This is a genomic window from Allorhizobium sonneratiae (assembly GCF_023700755.1).
Lineage (GTDB): Bacteria > Pseudomonadota > Alphaproteobacteria > Rhizobiales > Rhizobiaceae > Allorhizobium > Allorhizobium sonneratiae.
Map to the genome: position 1 here is coordinate 129,170 of NZ_JAMKOJ010000005.1, position 16,624 is coordinate 145,793.

Sequence of the window (16,624 nt, forward strand, 5' to 3'; positions counted from 1 at the left end):
TCAGGCAGCGCGGATGTTGACGGCCTTCGGGCCCTTGCCCATGCGATCCGGTTCGGTGTCGAAGGTCACTTCCTGACCGTCGCGCAGCGTCTGGATACCAGCAGCCTGCAGAGCGGAGATGTGAACGAAAACGTCCTTTGCACCGCCATCCGGGGTGATGAAGCCGAAGCCCTTGTCCTGATTGAAGAATTTTACCTTGCCCTTGGTGGCCATGAAAGAAGTCCTTATCCCTTGGACGTGTGCCGCTAAACGATCTGGCGCCACGTTCACATTACAACTTAAGCGCAGTCTTCCATGATGGAAAATGCACTCTCTTAGGTTTGGTATTCCACCCGCAAAACGGAGGGAATGGTGATCGATCCTTCCAAAAAAGAAGGAACCGGTCGGATAGTCAGATAACGGGGAAAGAACGTCTACCAGTGAGAGCAAGCTCTCTATTCACGCAGGCTCAAGCGCGGCGCGATGATACAATCAGTCCAGTCTCCGGGATCGTAAACGCCCGAACAACTTTCATGTACAATAAAACGGCCTGACATGCAAGCGATTGTGGTTGTTGATCTTTTAATTTCGTGGAAAGGTTTTATCGGGTGAAACTTTCCTGCATCCGTCGTATTTCCGCAATGCGCGCCTTGGCTTCCAGATAGCCGCGCTCGATGGTTTCGTTGGCTCGGTGAAATTCTGACAGGCCGATATCATGAATGCGCGGCTGAAGCGCAAGATCGGGTGGGTCGCCGGCAAGTCGGGCCCGCGACATGCGGTCCTGAATGATGTTGAAGGCCTGCACCATGACGCCGGTCAGCCCGAGACGGCCGGTGGGTTTTGCCGGATGCGCCTCGGCACTGGTTGCAGGCATCCTGTGCTTGACCACGGCGGAACGTCCGTAAAGATCATAGTTGAGATTGACGGCCACCACCAACGGCTGCTCATGCGAGCGGCAGACCGAGACGGGCACCGGATTGACCAGGGCGCCATCGACCAGAACACGGTTTTCGCTGCGGATCGGCTCAAAAATGCCGGGCAGGGCATAGGAGGCCCGCAAGGCGGTGATCAGGTCGCCGCCATCGATCCAGACTTCATGACCGGTATTGAGTTCTGCCGCAACCGCGACGAAAGGCTGGGGCAGGTCTTCGATGGTCAGGCCCTGCAAATGTTCCTGCATCCGCTTTGTCAGGCGCATGCCGCCGAGAAGCCCGCCGCCGCCAATGGTCAGGTCGAGAAGCGTGGCGATCCGGCGCATGGTGAGCGAACGGGCGAAATCTTCCAGTTCATCCAGCTTGCCAGCAAGATAACAGCCGCCGACAAGCGCACCGATCGAGGTGCCGGCGATCATGCCCACCTCAATGCCCGCCTCGTCCAAAGCCCGAAGAACGCCGATATGGGCCCAGCCGCGTGCCGCCCCGCCACCCAGCGCCAAGGCGATCTTCGGCTTTTCGACGACAGGTGGGGCTGGCAAATGTCCACTTCCATCTTCACCATGTCCACCGGACTGGACCGGACGGTGCGGAAACGGGGGCTTGAGACTCCAATTGAGCATTGCTGCGGCTCCTTCCAACATCAGTGAAAAGGTTCAGCACATATTCACGCGTCTCCCCCCGTGATATCTGCAAAACAGATCGTGGTTCAGGCTGTCAGGCCGCTCCCCCTTAACATAGTCTGCGCCTTGATGTTTACCAAAGTCTTGCAGACTACAGAGCGAGCCGCAGACGGCAAAGCACGTTTTTTGACATGGCGTTAAAGTCAGTGTCGCAATGGCATCGGTCACGATGCTCCATAGACCTCATGCGGATCGAAATGGCGGTGATCATCGACGATCACGGTTTTGGCCTCGCCACCGTCCAGCGTGACACTGCGGTAAAAACACGAGCGACGTCCCGTGTGGCAGGTGGCGTCGTGGCCCGTCACTTCGACCTTGAGCCAGATGGCGTCCTGATCGCAATCGACCCGGATCTCCCTGACCTTCTGCATGTTGCCGGAGCTTTCGCCCTTCTTCCACAGCGCCTTGCGTGAGCGGCTGTAATAATGGGCAAGGCCGGTTTCGATGGTCAGCGCCAAAGCCTCGGCATTCATATGGGCCACCATCAGCAATTCGCCATCACGGTGATCGGTGACGACCGCCGTTACAAGGCCATGGGCGTCGAATTTCGGCGTTAGAGTGCCTGCATCTTCAAGGCGCGTTTTGTCGGTGGGCGGCGGGGCAAAATCGATCATGGTCATCTCGCAAAAAAACGCGGAACCGAAGCGGTTCCGCGTTATATCGTTACACCATTCCTGTGTCTGGCAAAACCGTTCAGCGGCCACGAACCATGGTCATGAAGCGCACCTGTTCGGCGGCGTTGTCTTTGAACTCGCCGGTGAACGTGGTGGTCAGTGTGGTGGAACCGGAAACACGGATGCCGCGCATGGCCATGCACATATGCTCGGCCTCCAGCATTACGGCAACACCCCGCGGCTTCAGGCTGTTATGCAGCGTTTCGGCAATCTGTGCCGTCATGGTTTCCTGCGTTTGCAGGCGGCGTGCGAACACATCCACCAGACGGGCGATCTTGGACAGGCCAACCACGCGCCCGGAGGGAAGATAGGCGACATGCGCCTTACCGATTACCGGCAGCATATGGTGTTCGCAATGGGAAAAGAAGGCAATATCGCGCACCAGAACGATGTCGTTATAGCCGCCGACTTCTTCAAACGTGGTGCCGAGAACATCCTCGACATTGGCATGATAACCACCAAAAAGTTCGCCATAGGCTTTGGCGACACGCTTAGGCGTGTCCAGCAAGCCTTCACGCGTCGGATCGTCTCCTGCCCATCTGAGCAGGGTTCGCACGGCATCCTCGGCTTCTTCGCGTGTGGGGCGGGTTTGCTCCGGCGATAGTTTTTTCAAGCTGGCGTCCATGCCTTTCGTCTCCTGATCGGCCCCTTTATCCGGCAGCCTTGATGAGAACCTGTCTTCAGACTGTCGATCGTCGTTCATAAGATCGACCCCCGTTTCAGCCCGGTCTGATTATGCTCTAAATGCGTTTTTCATTCCGGGATTCCAAGATGTCGCTTTGATCACCATCGAATGTTTTGCGCATTTGATGATCTGAGATACGCATCCGACGATCATCTGGATCATGTTTTCACAATCGCAAGACAAGGCTATTTTTATAAATTTCCAGATTGCTATAAAATAACCTTTTGGCGACGTATAGAGTGGAAATGACGACGCAGTGTCGCTGAAAGCAGGATGATGCGACAGACTGCATTTTCCACGGGATAAAGTGGCGGGAGAAAATTTGGCGATGGATGACATCTATAATAGCAAAATTCTCGATTTCGCCGGTAACATCACCCGGATCGGCCCGATGGCGGATGCGGATGCGAAGGCGGAAAAACACTCCCGCCTGTGCGGATCGCGTCTGACGGTCTATCTCAAGGCGAAAGATGGCGTCGTGACCGATTTTTCCCACGAATTGCGGGCCTGTGCGCTTGGTCAGGCCTCCTCCTCGGTCATGGCGCGCTGTATCATTGGCGCAGGCTTTGCCGAACTCCGTCAAGCGCGCGCCGATATGCTTGCCATGCTGAAAGAGGGCGGCGAAGGGCCATCGGGCCGTTTCGAGGACATGCGCTATCTGAAGCCGGTCAAGGACTATCCCGCCCGCCATGCCTCGACGATGCTGACCTTCGAGGCGGTTTCAGCCTGTCTCGATCTCATCGAAGCCAATGAAAAGGCGGATGCCTGCTGATGTGCCTGCTCTGTGAACGCGATGATGAGGAGGATGGCGGTGCTGCCCCGTCACGATCGGTGCGGTTGCGCTACAGGCATGATGTCGGGACGGACACCCCAAAGGCGACATCGCGCAATTATGACGGCCCTTTCCGCAAAACGCCCGGCAGGCTGCTGGCCATGGGCTTCATCCGCCTCTATCAGCTGACCTTTTCCAGCCTGATCGGCAATGCCTGCCGCCATATGCCCACCTGTTCCGAATATGGCTATGAGGCGATTGCCCGCCACGGACTGTGGAGCGGCGGCTGGCTCACGCTGTTTCGTGTGGGTCGCTGCGGTCCGGGTGGCACATGGGGCGTGGACCCTGTGCCGCAATCTCTGGGAGAGGATTATCGTTTCTGGCAGGTCTGGCGGCTCATTCGTTTTGGCCGCAAGCGGGCCTAAAGCCCCTCTCAAGACAGTTTCATCTCGGGTGCTGAATCTCCAGGGTCTCGATGGTGCTGAATAAGCTTTACTGGCCGGGCGAATTTCAGTATCCAGCCACTTCATTTTGGTGCTGTCGCACCGTTTCACGTCACCACCCGCATTCGTTGGCGGGACTGGATCAGGAGCTATCATGTCTGAAGCCGTTTCCCTTACATTTCCCGATGGTTCGGTGCGCAGTTTTCCGGCTGGCGCAACGGGCAAGGATGTCGCCGAATCGATCTCCAAGTCGCTTGCCAAGAAGGCGCTGGCGATTGCGCTCGATGGTGAATTGCGCGACCTTGCCGACCCGGTCACGGATGGAAAGATCGAGATCGTCACCCGCACCGATCCCCGCGCGCTGGAATTGATCCGTCACGACACCGCCCATGTGATGGCCGAAGCCGTGCAGGAATTGTGGCCCGGTACGCAGGTCACCATTGGTCCGGTGATTGAAAACGGCTTCTATTACGATTTCGCCCGCAGTGAACCCTTCACGCCTGACGATCTGCCCAAGATCGAAAAGAAGATGAAGGAGATCATCCAGCGCAACCTGCCGTTCCGCAAGGAAGTCTGGCCGCGCAACAAGGCCAAGGACGTTTTCGCCGCCAAGGGTGAAAATTACAAGGTCGAGCTGGTCGATGCGATCCCGGAAGATCAGGACGTCAAGATCTATTATCAGGGCGACTGGTTCGACCTCTGCCGTGGTCCGCATATGGCAAGCACCGGACAGATCGGCACGGCCTTCAAGCTGATGAAGGTTGCAGGTGCTTACTGGCGCGGCGACAGCAACAATCCGATGTTGACGCGCATCTATGGTACCGCCTGGGCCGAGCAGGCCGATCTCGATAATTACCTGCGCCTGCTGGAAGAGGCTGAAAAGCGCGATCACCGCAAGCTGGGCCGCGAAATGGATCTCTTCCATTTTCAGGAAGAAGGTCCGGGCGTCGTCTTCTGGCATGGCAAGGGCTGGCGCATGTTCCAGACCCTGACCGCCTATATGCGTCGCCGTCTTGCCGGCACCTATCAGGAGGTCAATGCGCCGCAGGTGCTGGACAAGTCGCTGTGGGAAACCTCCGGTCACTGGGGCTGGTATCAGGAAAACATGTTTGCCGTGAAATCGGCCCATGCCTTTACCCATCCCGATGACGAAGAGGCCGATCAGCGCATCTTCGCGCTGAAGCCAATGAACTGCCCCGGCCATGTGCAGATCTTCAAGCATGGATTGAAGTCTTACCGCGATATGCCTGTTCGCCTTGCAGAATTCGGCCTCGTGCATCGTTATGAAGCCTCAGGCGCGCTGCATGGCCTGATGCGTGTGCGCGGCTTTACCCAGGACGATGCCCATGTCTTCTGCACGGAAGAGCAGATGGCGGCGGAATGCCTGCGCATCAACGATCTCATCCTGTCGGTCTATGAGGATTTCGGCTTTCAGGAAGTGGTGGTCAAGCTCTCCACCCGGCCGGAAAAGCGTGTCGGCTCCGACGCGCTGTGGGATCGCGCGGAAAGCGTGATGATGGAGGTGTTGAAAACCATCGAGGCGCAATCCGGCGGGCGGATCAAGACCGGCATTCTGCCGGGCGAGGGTGCTTTCTACGGTCCGAAGTTCGAATATACGCTGAAGGATGCAATCGGGCGTGACTGGCAATGCGGCACGACTCAGGTGGATTTCAATTTGCCGGAGCGGTTCGGCGCCTTCTATATCGACCAGAATTCGGAAAAGACCCAGCCGGTGATGATTCACCGCGCCATTTGCGGCTCAATGGAGCGTTTCCTCGGCATTTTGATCGAAAACTTTGCCGGTCACATGCCGCTGTGGTTCGCGCCCCTGCAGGTGGTGGTTGCCACGATCACGTCCGATGCCGATGATTATGGCCGTGAAGTTGCCGAAGCTCTTATCGATGCCGGGCTCCATGTCGAAACCGATTTCCGCAATGAAAAGATCAATTACAAGATCCGCGAGCACTCGGTGACCAAGGTTCCGGTGATCATCGTCTGCGGTCGCAAGGAAGCGGAAGAGCGCACGGTGAATATCCGCCGTCTGGGTTCGCAGGCGCAGGTCTCGATGACGCTCGATGAGGCCGTCAGCCAGCTTGCCGGTGAGGCGACACCGCCGGATGTCAAACGCAAACAGGCGGCCCGGTCTTCGGCGGTCTGAAAGACGCCTATCTTGCTATGATAAAGCCTCGCGCCTGTCATCAAGCGCGAGGCTTTTCTGATGATGCTCTATTCGTCATCGGGTTGATGGGTATCGACGCCCAGTGTTTCGATCTTGTTGAGCACATGGCGAACGCCTGCGGTGCTCAGTGCCACCATCACCGCGGTATGGCGTTCCTGGGTGGTATCAACCACGCCGGTAAGCGTCACCGTATGATCCTCGACTGACACGGTCACGTTGGAGAAATCGCCGTTCTGGCTTCTGTCCAGTCGTTCGTAAATGCGGTTTTCAATCTCATCCGCCAGTTCCTTGCCGCGAGTGCGGGACAGAATTTGCGGTATCGGGGAATTTTCCATTCCGGCCTCATTGACGCCGGTAATCTGATAGCCCTGATTGCTGTCTCGATCGAAATTGCCGGGCGTCGAGCCGTAGGGCCTGTTTTCGGGCGATATGGAAGATGCCCCAGGCTGATCGGCATAGGGCCAGCCGTCGCGTAGATCGCGTTCTTCCTGATCGCGAAATCCATCTTCATCGGAAACGTGGTTACTGTGCTTGTCCAAAGCCATGGCGATATCTCCCATTGGATTTGGGAAAACAACGCTCGATCCGGCAATTTGTTCAAAATTCCTGTAGGTCGCAGTGTGTCCTCTCAGGATTGGACTTTGCGCCATTTTTTCAGCAGTCGCTCCCGTTTCAGCCGCGACAACCGGTCGATCCAGAAAATACCGTTCAACTGATCAATTTCATGCTGCATGCAGATGGCAGGAAATCCCTTGAGCGACGTTTCGTGAGATACGCCATCAAGTGTCTGGTAACGGATCAGAACTTCGGCAGGGCGTGTGAGGCTTTCGGTCATGCCGGGCATGGAGACGCTGCCTTCGACATGGTCCATAGTGTCAGAGGAGACCGACAGGATCTCTGGATTGACATAATCCTGACGCCCGCCCAGTTCCGGCAGATCGATAATGACCAGCCGTAGAAGTCGTCCGACATGGGCGGCGGTGATACCGACACCCGGCGCTTTCAGCATGGTCTGATAAAGTGCATCGGCAAAATCCTGCAAATCCCTGTCAAAAACCTCCACAGGCGCTGAGGGCTGTGTAAGGCGCGGATCGGGATAGCGGACAATTGAAAGAGACATTCAGGCTGTCGCTCAGTCGATGCCGGCCGCCTCGCGTAGCCGTCTTGCCTCTGGCACGCTGACATGGCGGTTGTTTTCGATGACGATAATGCCTTCCTTGCGCAGCTTGGTCATCTGACGGCTGACGGTTTCGATGGTCAGGCCGAGAAAATCGGCAATATCGGCGCGCGACAAGGGCAGATCGAAGGTTTTGCGGAACGGGGTCAGCGGATCGATATGGGTGGCGATGAGATAAAGAAAGCTGGCCACCTTTTCCTGTGCGGTTTTTCGGCCCAGCGTCAACATCCATTCGCGTGCTTCATCCAGCTCCTTTAGCGATTGCTGGTGCAGCTTGTGCTCGAAATCCGGAGCATCGTTGACGATCCTGTCAATCACGGCACGCGGAAAGAGGCAGATTTCCGCATCGGTGGCAGCCTCCGCCGTCAGGCTGCTTTCCTTGAGGAAGGGGCGGCCCATGAAATCGGGAGCAAATTGCAGGCCGACGATCTGCTGGCGCCCATCAGCCATCATCTTCGACAGCTTGACCACACCATTGAGAATGTTGCTGTAGCTCTCGATCTCTTCGCCCTGACCGATAACCTCTTCGCCGGATTCTATTTTGCGACGATTCGAATGACGGTTGAGCTCGATCAACTGGTGTGTCGTCAAGGTGGAGCATACTCCTCCATGCCGCGCCTCACAGGCCTTGCACACTGCTGGCGGTTCAAGGTCGTGGCCTTTGATCGTCTTGCCTTGCGTGTCCATGTTTACCCCGCCCACTGCCGTGATGGTCTGTGTGAAAGCAGTTTGATTGCGCTGCCTTCCTCTTTGCATTTGACAAGAATTTTCTACCCTCACGAGCGTAGCAAGAAATTGATCGAAATCAAAGCTGCCAATTCTTATTCTGCCTAAACTGTCGCATAATTGCTCGTTTAGAGAAGAAAAAACATGACAGCGACCGCTTCTCACAATCCATTGCTTGCCCGATATGCCTCTGCCGCACCGCGTTATACCAGCTATCCTACTGCGCCGCATTTTCATACCGGGATCGACTGCGGCAAATATGCACAGTGGCTTTCTGCGCTGCGTCCCGGCATGACGCTGTCGCTTTATTTGCATATTCCCTTTTGCGATCGGCTTTGCTGGTTTTGTGCCTGTCACACCAAACATACATTGAAATATCAACCGGTTGCCGCCTATCTTCAGGGGCTTTACCGTGAGATTGAGGCTGTTGCGCGGCTCGTGCCGGATGGGGTGAGGGTGACGGCGGTGCATTTTGGCGGCGGCTCACCCACCATGCTGAAACCTGAGGATATGGTCGAGCTTAATCGCCATCTGCGTCAGGGATTTTGCTTTGCAGCAGATGCCGAAATCAGCGTCGAGATGGATCCCAACGACATGGATGAGGCGCGTTACGATGCGCTCGCTGAAATCGGCATGACCCGCGCCAGTCTCGGCGTGCAGGATTTCGATCCTGTGGTGCAGAGGGCCATCAACCGGATACAGACATTCGAGCAGACACAAAGTGTGGTTGCGGCGGTGCGCAGCCGTGGTGCCGCTTCGGTCAATTGCGACATTCTTTATGGACTTCCCCATCAGACGGTCGCGCGTCTGGAGAAGACTGTGGAAAATATCCTGTCTCTCAAGCCCGATAGAGTGGCGCTTTTCGGCTATGCGCATGTGCCCTGGATGAAAAAGCATCAAACCATGATCGATGAAGCCGTATTGCCCGGGCTTGATGAGCGCTATGCCCAGATGACGGCGGCAGCGAGCTTGCTGACGCATGCGGGATATGACGCCATCGGCATCGATCATTTTGCTCTTCCTGACGATTCGCTTGCAGTTTCGGCACGTCAGGGCCAGTTACGGCGCAATTTTCAGGGCTACACCACGGATGCTGCTGATGCGCTCATCGGTTTTGGTGCATCCTCCATCGGGCGCCTTCCTCAGGGCTATGTGCAGAACGCGCCATCTACCTCTGACTATCTGCGGATGAGCGAGGAGGGCGGTCTCGCCGTGCGCCGTGGCATCGCCTTGTCCGTTGAGGATCGCTTGCGCGCAACAGCCATCGAAGAGCTGATGTGCAATTTCTTCTTTTCTTTTGAGGAGTTGCGCCGGGCCTTTCCGCAGACGTCAGAGGGCCTGATCGACGAAGCCCGTCTTTATGCCAGCTGTGATGAGGATGGCTTGACCAAGGTTGAGGATGACTGTTTTATCGTCACCGGTGACGGTCGTCCTTTCGTGCGCACCATTGCGGCGGCCTTCGATCCTTACTTTTCAACCGGAAAAGCCCGCCATTCGATTGCTGTTTAGGCAACAGCGCGCGAAATTTGCGTGAAGCTCGCGTGACAGGCCATTGGCTTTTGCCGGAGTTTTGCCTATGTGGGGGCAGATTTGAATTTGTAAAGGAAGACTGGCGTGAGCGCTACATTCGACAAAGTCGCCGATATCATTGCTGAAACCAGCGAAATCGATCGCGAAACCATCACCCCCGAAAGCCATACGATCGACGATCTCGGCATCGACAGCCTCGATTTCCTCGATATCGTCTTTGCTATCGACAAGGAATTCGGCATCAAGATTCCGCTCGAACAGTGGACGCAGGAAGTCAACGAAGGCAAGGTTTCTACCGAAGAATATTTCGTGCTGAAAAATCTCTGCGCCAAAATCGATGAACTGCGCGCAGCCAAGGGCTGAGCCAGAGATCAAACCTTCGTTTTCCCGCATGAGCGGCGGCAGATAAGGAATCCCCATGCTGCTGGAATATTTCCAGATGATCGATGAGGTCAAAAGTGTTGACCTTGCGGCGTCTTCGCTGAAAGCGCAATCCATTGTTCCGGAACACTCTCCGGTTTTCGAGGGGCATTTTCCCGGAATGCCGCTCGTTCCTGGCGTGCTGCTGATCGAGACCATGGCACAGGCATCCGGCCTTCTGGTGCTGGCGGTGACAAAATTTGCCGCCATGCCCTTCCTGATGTCGGTGGATGGGGCGAAAATGCGCAGCTTTGTCGAGCCGAAGGCTGTGCTCGACATCGAGGCCGAGCTGGAACATGAAGGTTCGGGCTTTGCCGTGACGCGGGCGAAGATTTCCTCTGCTGGCAAAAAAGTTGCCGATTGTCAGCTCAAGCTCAGGACCATGTCCTTCGCCGAAGTGCCGCTTGGCGATATCGTTCGCGCTCGTGCCGAGGAAATCGGGCTGATGTCGGCTCTGGCCGCCGGAAACTAGAGCATGTCACGCATGGGCGATGACGGCTTGACGAAAATCAAAAACGTGAGACGCGCTGATCGCAATCGGTCAGATATAAATGCGGTTTAAGTGAATTTTTGTTTGATTCATCAATAAGGCCGCAGCTTTTCAGCGCGGCCTTATTGCGTAAAACGATGTTCGGCGTTAACGGCAAGTGCAGAGATCCGGCCTTGCCGTGCCTTGCCCATGCAGGCTGACCGTGTGTAAGAGGTAACCTATGCAAAAGACGCCCAAGGATGTGGTCATTACCGGAATTGGCATTGTGACATGCCATGGCACTGGCAAGGAGCCGCATATGGCGCTGCTGACGGCGAGGTCTGCGTCGCAGCCGCCGACAGAGACGGAAAAATTTGCCCCCTATCCGCTGCATCCGATGCCCGAGATCGACTGGTCCAGCCAGATCCCAAAGCGCGGTGATCAGCGGCAGATGGAAAACTGGCAGCGTCTCGGTGTGTATGCCGCCGGTCTGGCTCTGGATGATGCCGGCTTGAAAGACAATGCCGATGCCTGCGCCAGCATGGATATGATCGTGGCCGCAGGCGGCGGTGAGCGTGACATCAATGTCGATACGCTGATCGTCAATGAGGGGCTGAAGCACAATGACCGCGCAAGGCTGGTCAATGAAAAGCTGACGACGGAACTGCGCCCGACGCTGTTTCTGGCGCAGCTGTCCAATCTGATGGCGGGCAATATTTCCATTGTTCACAAGGTTACCGGCTCGTCGCGCACCTTCATGGGCGAGGAAGCCGCAGGCATTTCCGCCGTGGAGACCGCCTTTGCCCGCATTCGCGCCGGTCAGTCCAGCCACTCTTTGGTTGGCGGCGCGTTTATTGCCGAGCGGGACGATATTTTCCTTCTGGTCGAAGGTATTCAGGCGCATGCGACGGGCAGTTGGGCTCCGTTATGGCAGCGCCAGCCGGAGGCGGGCGGCGGCATGATTTTTGGAACGGTCGGTGCCTTTCTCGTGCTGGAATCCCGCGAGTATGCCGAAGCGCGTGGTGCTCATATCTATGCGACCGTCGATGCGATCGAGGGCGATCGTGGCAGCCGCGAAAGTGGTGCGTTTGAGCAGCGTCTTGCCCGTCTGGCCGACAGTGTCGGCGGCAAAGATGACAAGGATCTGCTGGTCTTGAGCGGCGCAAGCGGCCTGCATGACATTACGGCTCGTGAAAAGACGGCTTTGATACAGGCTTATCCGGGTGCTGTTCTGCGTGGTTTTGGCGGTTTGACCGGCCATTCGCTTGAGGCGCAGTTTCCGCTCGGTCTGGCATTGGCGGCACTGGCGCTGGACGTAAAAGCAATTCTTCCGACCTTCGACCCTGAATGCGAAACGGAAATGACCAGCCCCGCAGCCGCGGCGGTGGTGACCACTGTCGGCTATGTGCGGGGTGAGGGCATGGCCCACCTGTCCGCCGAGGCGTGAGGAAAGACAATGAGCGATAATCGTTTCAAGGATCATCTGGGCCGTCCTCTTGTTGCCGTCACTGGTATGGGCGTGATCACGTCGCTTGGACAGGGGCTGGATGATAACTGGGCAAAGCTGACCGGCGGCGTTTCCGGCATTCACAAGATCACCCGTTTCCCGACGGAAGGACTCAACACCCGCATCAGCGGCACGGTGGATTTCATCGATGTGCCGGCGGTCAATGCCGTCGAGCGTTCCTATGCCATGGCGCGGGAAACCACGCTGGAGGCTCTGGCGCAGGCTGGCCTTAGCGGCGATTTCGGCGGTCCGCTGTTTCTGGCCGCTCCGCCGGTCGAGCCGGAATGGGAAGACCGCTTCCGTCTGGCCGAACGCGCGCCGAAGGAGAGCGAAGAGGGCCATGCCTATAAGCGCTTCCTCGCGGCGATGCGTGCCGAGGCCGATCCGGTCTTTCTCGAAGCCGTGCAGTTCGGCTCGATTTCCGAGCGTCTTTCCGACCGTTTCGGCACACGCGGCCTGCCGGTAACGCTGTCGACTGCCTGCGCTTCTGGTGCCACCGCCATCCAGCTCGGCGTCGAGGCCATTCGTCAGGGCCGCACCGACAGGGCGCTGACGGTCGCTACCGACGGGTCAGTTGGGGCCGAAGCGCTGATCCGCTTTGCCCTGTTGTCGGCGCTTTCCACCCAGAACGATCCGCCGGAAAAGGCCTCCAAGCCGTTCAGCAAGGATCGCGACGGCTTTGTCATTGCCGAAGGTTCGGCGACGCTGGTGCTGGAATCGCTGGAAGCAGCCATTGCCCGCGGCGCAAAAGTGCTTGGCATCATCAAGGGCTGCGGCGAAAAGGCCGACCATTTCCACCGCACCCGCTCCTCGCCAGATGGTGGACCGGCCATTGCGACGATCAGGGCCGCTCTCGAAGATGCTGGCATTGCCGAGGACGGCATCGGCTATATCAATGCACATGGCACGTCGACGCCGGAAAACGACAAGATGGAATATGGCGCCATGCTCTCCGTCTTCGGCGATCGGCTGAAGGATCAGATTCCGGTGTCGTCGAACAAGTCGATGATCGGCCATACACTGACGGCGGCAGGCGCGGTGGAGGCGGTCTTCTCGCTCCAGACCATGCTGACCGGCACGCTGCCGCCGACGATCAATTATACCAATCCCGATCCGGCCATTGTTCTCGACGTGGTGCCGAATGTAAAACGGGATGCACAGGTGTCGGCGGTTCTGTCCAACAGTTTTGGTTTTGGTGGACAGAATGCCAGCCTGGTCATGACACGTGAGCCGGCCTGATCGGAGCCGGGACAAAAAATAAGGCATGGCTGTTCATTGGCTTGCTGATGAATGGCTGTCTTGCATGAATAAAGGACTGACTATGCGCGCCCTGCAGCTTTTGGATGACCGCAAGCTTGAAATCGTCGATGTGCCGGAACCGGAGGAGCCAGCGCCGGGTGAGGTGACGCTTCGGGTCAAGGCCGTGGCCTTGAACCACATCGATGTCTGGGGCTGGCGCGGCATGGCCTTTGCCAAGCGCAAAATGCCGCTGACCATTGGCGCGGAAGCCTCCGGCGTGGTCGAGGCGATCGGTCCGGGTGTTGCCAATGTGCTGCCGGGCCAACTTGTGTCGATCTATGGCGCGCGGGTCTGTGGCTTGTGCAAGCCCTGCCGCGAGGGACGTGACAATCTGTGCGAACATGTCGGCGGCGTGCATGGCTTCCATCTGGACGGCTTTGCCCAGGAAAAGGTCAATATTCCGGCCCGACAACTGGTTCCGGCCCCGCCTGGCGTCGATGCCATCGGTGCGGCTCTGGCGCCGGTTACCTTTGGTACGGTTGAACATATGCTGTTTGACAATGCGAAGCTTGAGCCGGGCGAGACCATTCTCGTGCATGCGGGCGGTTCCGGCATCGGTTCGGCGGCCATCCAGCTTGCCAAGAAAATCGGCTGCACGGTCATCACCACTGTCGGCTCCGATGACAAGATCGAACCGGCCAAGGCGCTGGGCGCCGATCACGTCATCAATTACCGCAAGGACCGCTTCGAAGGCGTTGTGCGCAAGCTGACGAAGAAAAAGGGCGTCGATGTGGTGTTTGAGCATGTCGGCAAGGATACCTGGGCGGGGTCCATGCTCTGCATGAAGCGCGGCGGGCGTCTCGTCACCTGCGGCTCGACCTCCGGCGTTTCGACCGAAGTCAATCTGATGATGCTCTTCCAGCAGCAGTTGAAGCTGCTCGGCTCCTTCGGCTGCCGTATGGAAAACATGGCCAATGCCATGCAGAAAATGGCCCGTGGCATTGTCCATCCGGTGATTGACACGCAGGTGACGCTGGACGATATCGAGCGTGCGCTTGAGCGTATGGAAGGCCGTCAGGTCTTCGGCAAGATCGTGCTCGTGATGGATTGAGCCGGTGGTTCGGCGCATTGTCACCAAGCTCGTTCTGGCTGGCCGGAATTTTCCGCAATGGCTGGTGGCGAGGCTGCTGTTTCTGCTGTTGATGTTGCTGAAACTTCTGCCGGCGGATGCGGCGATCAATTTCACCGATCGGATGGTGCGTCTGATCGGGCCGAAGCTGTCGCGGCATCGGTTGATGCTGACCAATCTCACCAACGCCTTTCCTGAAAAAAGCGCCGAGGAGATCGAAACCATCGCCATCAATGCCTGGGGCCATATGGGCCGTCAGATGGCGGAATATGTGTTTCTTGACGAATTGTTCGACTTTGATCCGGCCCGTCCAGGCGAGGGCCGCGTCGAGGTGTCCGGCATTCCGGTCTTTACCGATCTTCTGGAAAATCGCCGTCCCTTCATCGTCTTTACCGGCCATACCGGCAATTTTGAAATGCTGCCTGTGGCAGGAGCGGCTTACGGCCTTTACGTCACGGTGCTGTTTCGCCCGCCCAACAATCCCTATATCGCCGATATGGTGTTCAATTTCCGCAAGGAAAGGATGGGTAAGCTCGTGCCCTCCCATGCCGGTTCGTCTTTTCATCTGGCGCGCCAGCTCGAAGCGGGTGAGGGCGTTGGCGTGCTGGTTGACCAGAAGTTCAAGAAAGGCCAGCCAACGCAGTTTTTCGGGCGTGATGTGCGCACCAATCCGCTGCTGGCCAAGCTGGTGCGGCAATTCAATTGCGATGTCTATCCGGCGCGCTGCATCCGGCTTCCTGGCAATCGCTACCGGCTGGAGATCGAGCCGAAAATTTCGCTGCCGCATGATGCGGCTGGCCGCCTCGACGTGCAGGCGACAGCGCAGCTTCTCAATGACAAGGTGGAAAGCTGGGTGCGGGAATATCCGGAGCAGTGGCTCTGGTACCATGACCGCTGGAACATCAAGGACAGTCTCTGAACTGTCTTGCGGGGTGATCCAATAAAATCTATTTAATTCATTGGTTTATCTGCAATATTTGAAGTGTTTTGCTGCACGATTCCTGAGATCGGGTGAGATTGAAGGTGAAAATGATTCAGCAGATTAAAACTGTTACAGCGAGTTTTGTGCGCCATATTTGGCGAACGGCGCTGTCATATCTTTTGCACTTGATTGAACGCTGGATGCAAACATATGTTTTGCGTCACCAGTGTCTGCGATGGCATTGCGGTTGATGCCAAGCTGATTGCAGGACGCGACAAAAGCGGTGTTGATCAGTTCAAGCTTTGCCGCCTGCCACTCTATTGTGCTCTTTACGAACTGTGGTGACAGCCACAGGTCACCGCGTCGACGGCTCTGCTCCCACCCAAGCAGGCCCTCATTTTCCGAGATTTTGAAGATCCGCTTTAGCGTGGTGGTCGATACCAGATACTTGCTGCTCAGCATGCCCAGAGACACCGGCCCGAGAGTGTAGCGATCGTTTATCAGCCTTTGCGGAAGGCGATGAAATAAATCGTGCAGGATCATAATTCCCATGTCGGAGGAGAGGAAAGAATTGATGCTGTCGGGTGGCTTATTCCAGAGGGGATCTTCAAACAGCAGTTTTGTCAGCGCCGACTGTGAATGGACGAACAGCGCATCACATCCCTGGAACTGACGGCACCGATGTCCTCTATCCAGTTTGTCCAGAAAGTGCAGATGCCCGAGAAACCAGTTGACCATTGCCGTTCGGCTGACATCCGTCAGGATCAGAACCCGCAGCCGCCTGTCGGTGACACCGTCAGCCTCCTGCAGTAGTTTATAAGCAACCAGTTCAGCCAGATAGGATGTGGCGGTATTGCGACTGGCTGTGCCCGTCCTTGACATGATTTCTGCATATCTTGCTGCCGTCAGGCCGGAGAGAGGCTCCGTATGTTGCCGCTGAAGCGCCAGACTATACAAGGCTTGCGTCATAAGCGTCTTTCGCAGCGATGACTGCAAACGAGACAGTCTGGGCGATTTTGTATGCAGGTCGATAAAATATCCGGACAGGCAACGTTGGACAGAGACAAATAGGGGATGTGCGGCAATGTCATAACGGCTAAGTTTCCCACAAGACGGATGAATGGGAAAAGAATGATCGAACATGCCCCTGTCATTCCT

At 56.9% G+C, this 16,624-nt stretch carries 18 protein-coding genes; 10 read left to right on the forward strand and 8 right to left on the reverse strand.

All coding sequences use genetic code 11. The features are described from left to right. The 4 genes from NAC44_RS11140 to folE all read right to left on the reverse strand — a co-directional run bounded on the left by NAC44_RS11140 (window position 1) and on the right by folE (window position 2,893). Window positions 1-213 (reverse strand): cold-shock protein, encoded by a 213-nt coding sequence (locus NAC44_RS11140; protein ID WP_250940789.1) that lies wholly within the window; start codon window positions 211-213, stop codon window positions 1-3. Between the two features lie 367 nt (window positions 214-580). Continuing rightward, window positions 581-1,534: a patatin-like phospholipase family protein gene (locus NAC44_RS11145; RefSeq protein ID WP_250940791.1), complete on the reverse strand. Its 954-nt coding sequence runs from the start codon at window positions 1,532-1,534 to the stop codon at window positions 581-583. Window positions 1,535-1,758: 224 nt separating this feature from the next. Then, entirely contained in the window at window positions 1,759-2,214 is a 456-nt protein-coding gene (hisI, locus tag NAC44_RS11150; protein WP_250940793.1) for a phosphoribosyl-AMP cyclohydrolase, read from the reverse strand. A gap of 73 nt (window positions 2,215-2,287) precedes the next feature. Beyond that, window positions 2,288-2,893 carry a GTP cyclohydrolase I FolE gene (gene folE, locus NAC44_RS11155; RefSeq protein ID WP_250940795.1) on the reverse strand — a complete coding sequence of 202 codons (606 nt, stop codon included), beginning with the start codon at window positions 2,891-2,893 and terminating at the stop codon, window positions 2,288-2,290. Window positions 2,894-3,281: 388 nt separating this feature from the next. Here folE and NAC44_RS11160 point away from each other — a divergent pair, with 388 nt between their 5' ends. The 3 genes from NAC44_RS11160 (at window position 3,282) to thrS (ending at window position 6,326) form a co-directional block, all read left to right on the forward strand. Beyond that, window positions 3,282-3,725: an iron-sulfur cluster assembly scaffold protein gene (locus NAC44_RS11160; RefSeq protein WP_250940797.1), complete on the forward strand. Its 444-nt coding sequence runs from the start codon at window positions 3,282-3,284 to the stop codon at window positions 3,723-3,725. Further along, window positions 3,725-4,150, forward strand: a complete 426-nt coding sequence (gene yidD / locus NAC44_RS11165; RefSeq protein ID WP_250940799.1) for a membrane protein insertion efficiency factor YidD — start codon at window positions 3,725-3,727, stop codon at window positions 4,148-4,150. Before NAC44_RS11160 ends, yidD begins: the two co-directional genes overlap by 1 nt. 172 nt (window positions 4,151-4,322) lie before the next feature. Beyond that, a complete protein-coding gene (thrS, locus tag NAC44_RS11170) occupies window positions 4,323-6,326 on the forward strand; it encodes a threonine--tRNA ligase (RefSeq protein ID WP_250940800.1) in 2,004 nt (667 codons plus the stop codon). 68 nt (window positions 6,327-6,394) lie between these two features. Here thrS and NAC44_RS11175 read toward each other — a convergent pair whose 3' ends face one another. The 3 genes from NAC44_RS11175 to NAC44_RS11185 form a co-directional block, all read right to left on the reverse strand. Beyond that, complete coding sequence (locus tag NAC44_RS11175; RefSeq protein WP_250940801.1) at window positions 6,395-6,892, reverse strand: BON domain-containing protein; 498 nt, start codon at window positions 6,890-6,892, stop codon at window positions 6,395-6,397. A gap of 83 nt (window positions 6,893-6,975) precedes the next feature. Then, entirely contained in the window at window positions 6,976-7,467 is a 492-nt protein-coding gene (locus NAC44_RS11180; RefSeq protein WP_250940802.1) for a peptide deformylase, read from the reverse strand. Window positions 7,468-7,479: 12 nt separating this feature from the next. Continuing rightward, entirely contained in the window at window positions 7,480-8,211 is a 732-nt protein-coding gene (locus NAC44_RS11185; protein ID WP_250940803.1) for a Crp/Fnr family transcriptional regulator, read from the reverse strand. A 183-nt stretch (window positions 8,212-8,394) separates the two neighbouring features. On the opposite strand from NAC44_RS11185, the gene hemN reads away from it, so the two are divergent. From hemN to NAC44_RS11220, 7 genes are all read left to right on the forward strand, one after another. Continuing rightward, a complete protein-coding gene (gene hemN, locus NAC44_RS11190; RefSeq protein ID WP_250940804.1) occupies window positions 8,395-9,759 on the forward strand; it encodes an oxygen-independent coproporphyrinogen III oxidase in 1,365 nt (454 codons plus the stop codon). Between the two features lie 105 nt (window positions 9,760-9,864). Beyond that, on the forward strand, window positions 9,865-10,143 hold the full coding sequence (locus NAC44_RS11195) for an acyl carrier protein (protein ID WP_112831921.1): 279 nt from the start codon (window positions 9,865-9,867) through the stop codon (window positions 10,141-10,143). A 55-nt stretch (window positions 10,144-10,198) separates the two neighbouring features. Beyond that, window positions 10,199-10,672, forward strand: coding sequence for a 3-hydroxyacyl-ACP dehydratase FabZ family protein (locus NAC44_RS11200; RefSeq protein ID WP_250940805.1), 474 nt, complete (start codon window positions 10,199-10,201; stop codon window positions 10,670-10,672). A gap of 238 nt (window positions 10,673-10,910) precedes the next feature. Then, window positions 10,911-12,116 (forward strand): beta-ketoacyl-ACP synthase, encoded by a 1,206-nt coding sequence (locus NAC44_RS11205; RefSeq protein ID WP_250940806.1) that lies wholly within the window; start codon window positions 10,911-10,913, stop codon window positions 12,114-12,116. A 9-nt stretch (window positions 12,117-12,125) separates the two neighbouring features. Next, on the forward strand, window positions 12,126-13,415 hold the full coding sequence (locus tag NAC44_RS11210) for a beta-ketoacyl-ACP synthase (RefSeq protein ID WP_250940807.1): 1,290 nt from the start codon (window positions 12,126-12,128) through the stop codon (window positions 13,413-13,415). A gap of 82 nt (window positions 13,416-13,497) precedes the next feature. Continuing rightward, window positions 13,498-14,526 carry a zinc-binding dehydrogenase gene (locus NAC44_RS11215; RefSeq protein ID WP_250941093.1) on the forward strand — a complete coding sequence of 343 codons (1,029 nt, stop codon included), beginning with the start codon at window positions 13,498-13,500 and terminating at the stop codon, window positions 14,524-14,526. 4 nt (window positions 14,527-14,530) lie between these two features. Continuing rightward, window positions 14,531-15,463, forward strand: coding sequence for a lipid A biosynthesis lauroyl acyltransferase (locus tag NAC44_RS11220; protein WP_250940809.1), 933 nt, complete (start codon window positions 14,531-14,533; stop codon window positions 15,461-15,463). Between the two features lie 132 nt (window positions 15,464-15,595). Here the strand turns inward: NAC44_RS11220 and NAC44_RS11225 are convergent, their stop codons facing one another. Next, complete coding sequence (locus NAC44_RS11225) at window positions 15,596-16,609, reverse strand: hypothetical protein (protein ID WP_250940810.1); 1,014 nt, start codon at window positions 16,607-16,609, stop codon at window positions 15,596-15,598. Between the last annotated feature and the right edge of the window lie 15 nt (window positions 16,610-16,624).

Bases quoted from the DNA above. Each gene is read 5' to 3' on its own strand.
- NAC44_RS11175 (WP_250940801.1), bottom strand. From the start codon at position 6,892: ATGGCTTTGGACAAGCACAGTAACCACGTTTCCGATGAAGATGGATTT.
- hemN (WP_250940804.1), top strand. From the start codon at position 8,395: ATGACAGCGACCGCTTCTCACAATCCATTGCTTGCCCGATATGCCTCT.
- NAC44_RS11200 (WP_250940805.1), top strand. From the start codon at position 10,199: ATGCTGCTGGAATATTTCCAGATGATCGATGAGGTCAAAAGTGTTGAC.
- NAC44_RS11210 (WP_250940807.1), top strand. From the start codon at position 12,126: ATGAGCGATAATCGTTTCAAGGATCATCTGGGCCGTCCTCTTGTTGCC.
- NAC44_RS11145 (WP_250940791.1), bottom strand. From the start codon at position 1,534: ATGCTCAATTGGAGTCTCAAGCCCCCGTTTCCGCACCGTCCGGTCCAG.
- NAC44_RS11160 (WP_250940797.1), top strand. From the start codon at position 3,282: ATGGATGACATCTATAATAGCAAAATTCTCGATTTCGCCGGTAACATC.
- hisI (WP_250940793.1), bottom strand. From the start codon at position 2,214: ATGACCATGATCGATTTTGCCCCGCCGCCCACCGACAAAACGCGCCTT.
- NAC44_RS11185 (WP_250940803.1), bottom strand. From the start codon at position 8,211: ATGGACACGCAAGGCAAGACGATCAAAGGCCACGACCTTGAACCGCCA.
- yidD (WP_250940799.1), top strand. From the start codon at position 3,725: ATGTGCCTGCTCTGTGAACGCGATGATGAGGAGGATGGCGGTGCTGCC.
- NAC44_RS11205 (WP_250940806.1), top strand. From the start codon at position 10,911: ATGCAAAAGACGCCCAAGGATGTGGTCATTACCGGAATTGGCATTGTG.
- NAC44_RS11215 (WP_250941093.1), top strand. From the start codon at position 13,498: ATGCGCGCCCTGCAGCTTTTGGATGACCGCAAGCTTGAAATCGTCGAT.
- NAC44_RS11140 (WP_250940789.1), bottom strand. From the start codon at position 213: ATGGCCACCAAGGGCAAGGTAAAATTCTTCAATCAGGACAAGGGCTTC.
- NAC44_RS11225 (WP_250940810.1), bottom strand. From the start codon at position 16,609: ATGTTCGATCATTCTTTTCCCATTCATCCGTCTTGTGGGAAACTTAGC.
- folE (WP_250940795.1), bottom strand. From the start codon at position 2,893: ATGGACGCCAGCTTGAAAAAACTATCGCCGGAGCAAACCCGCCCCACA.
- NAC44_RS11180 (WP_250940802.1), bottom strand. From the start codon at position 7,467: ATGTCTCTTTCAATTGTCCGCTATCCCGATCCGCGCCTTACACAGCCC.
- thrS (WP_250940800.1), top strand. From the start codon at position 4,323: ATGTCTGAAGCCGTTTCCCTTACATTTCCCGATGGTTCGGTGCGCAGT.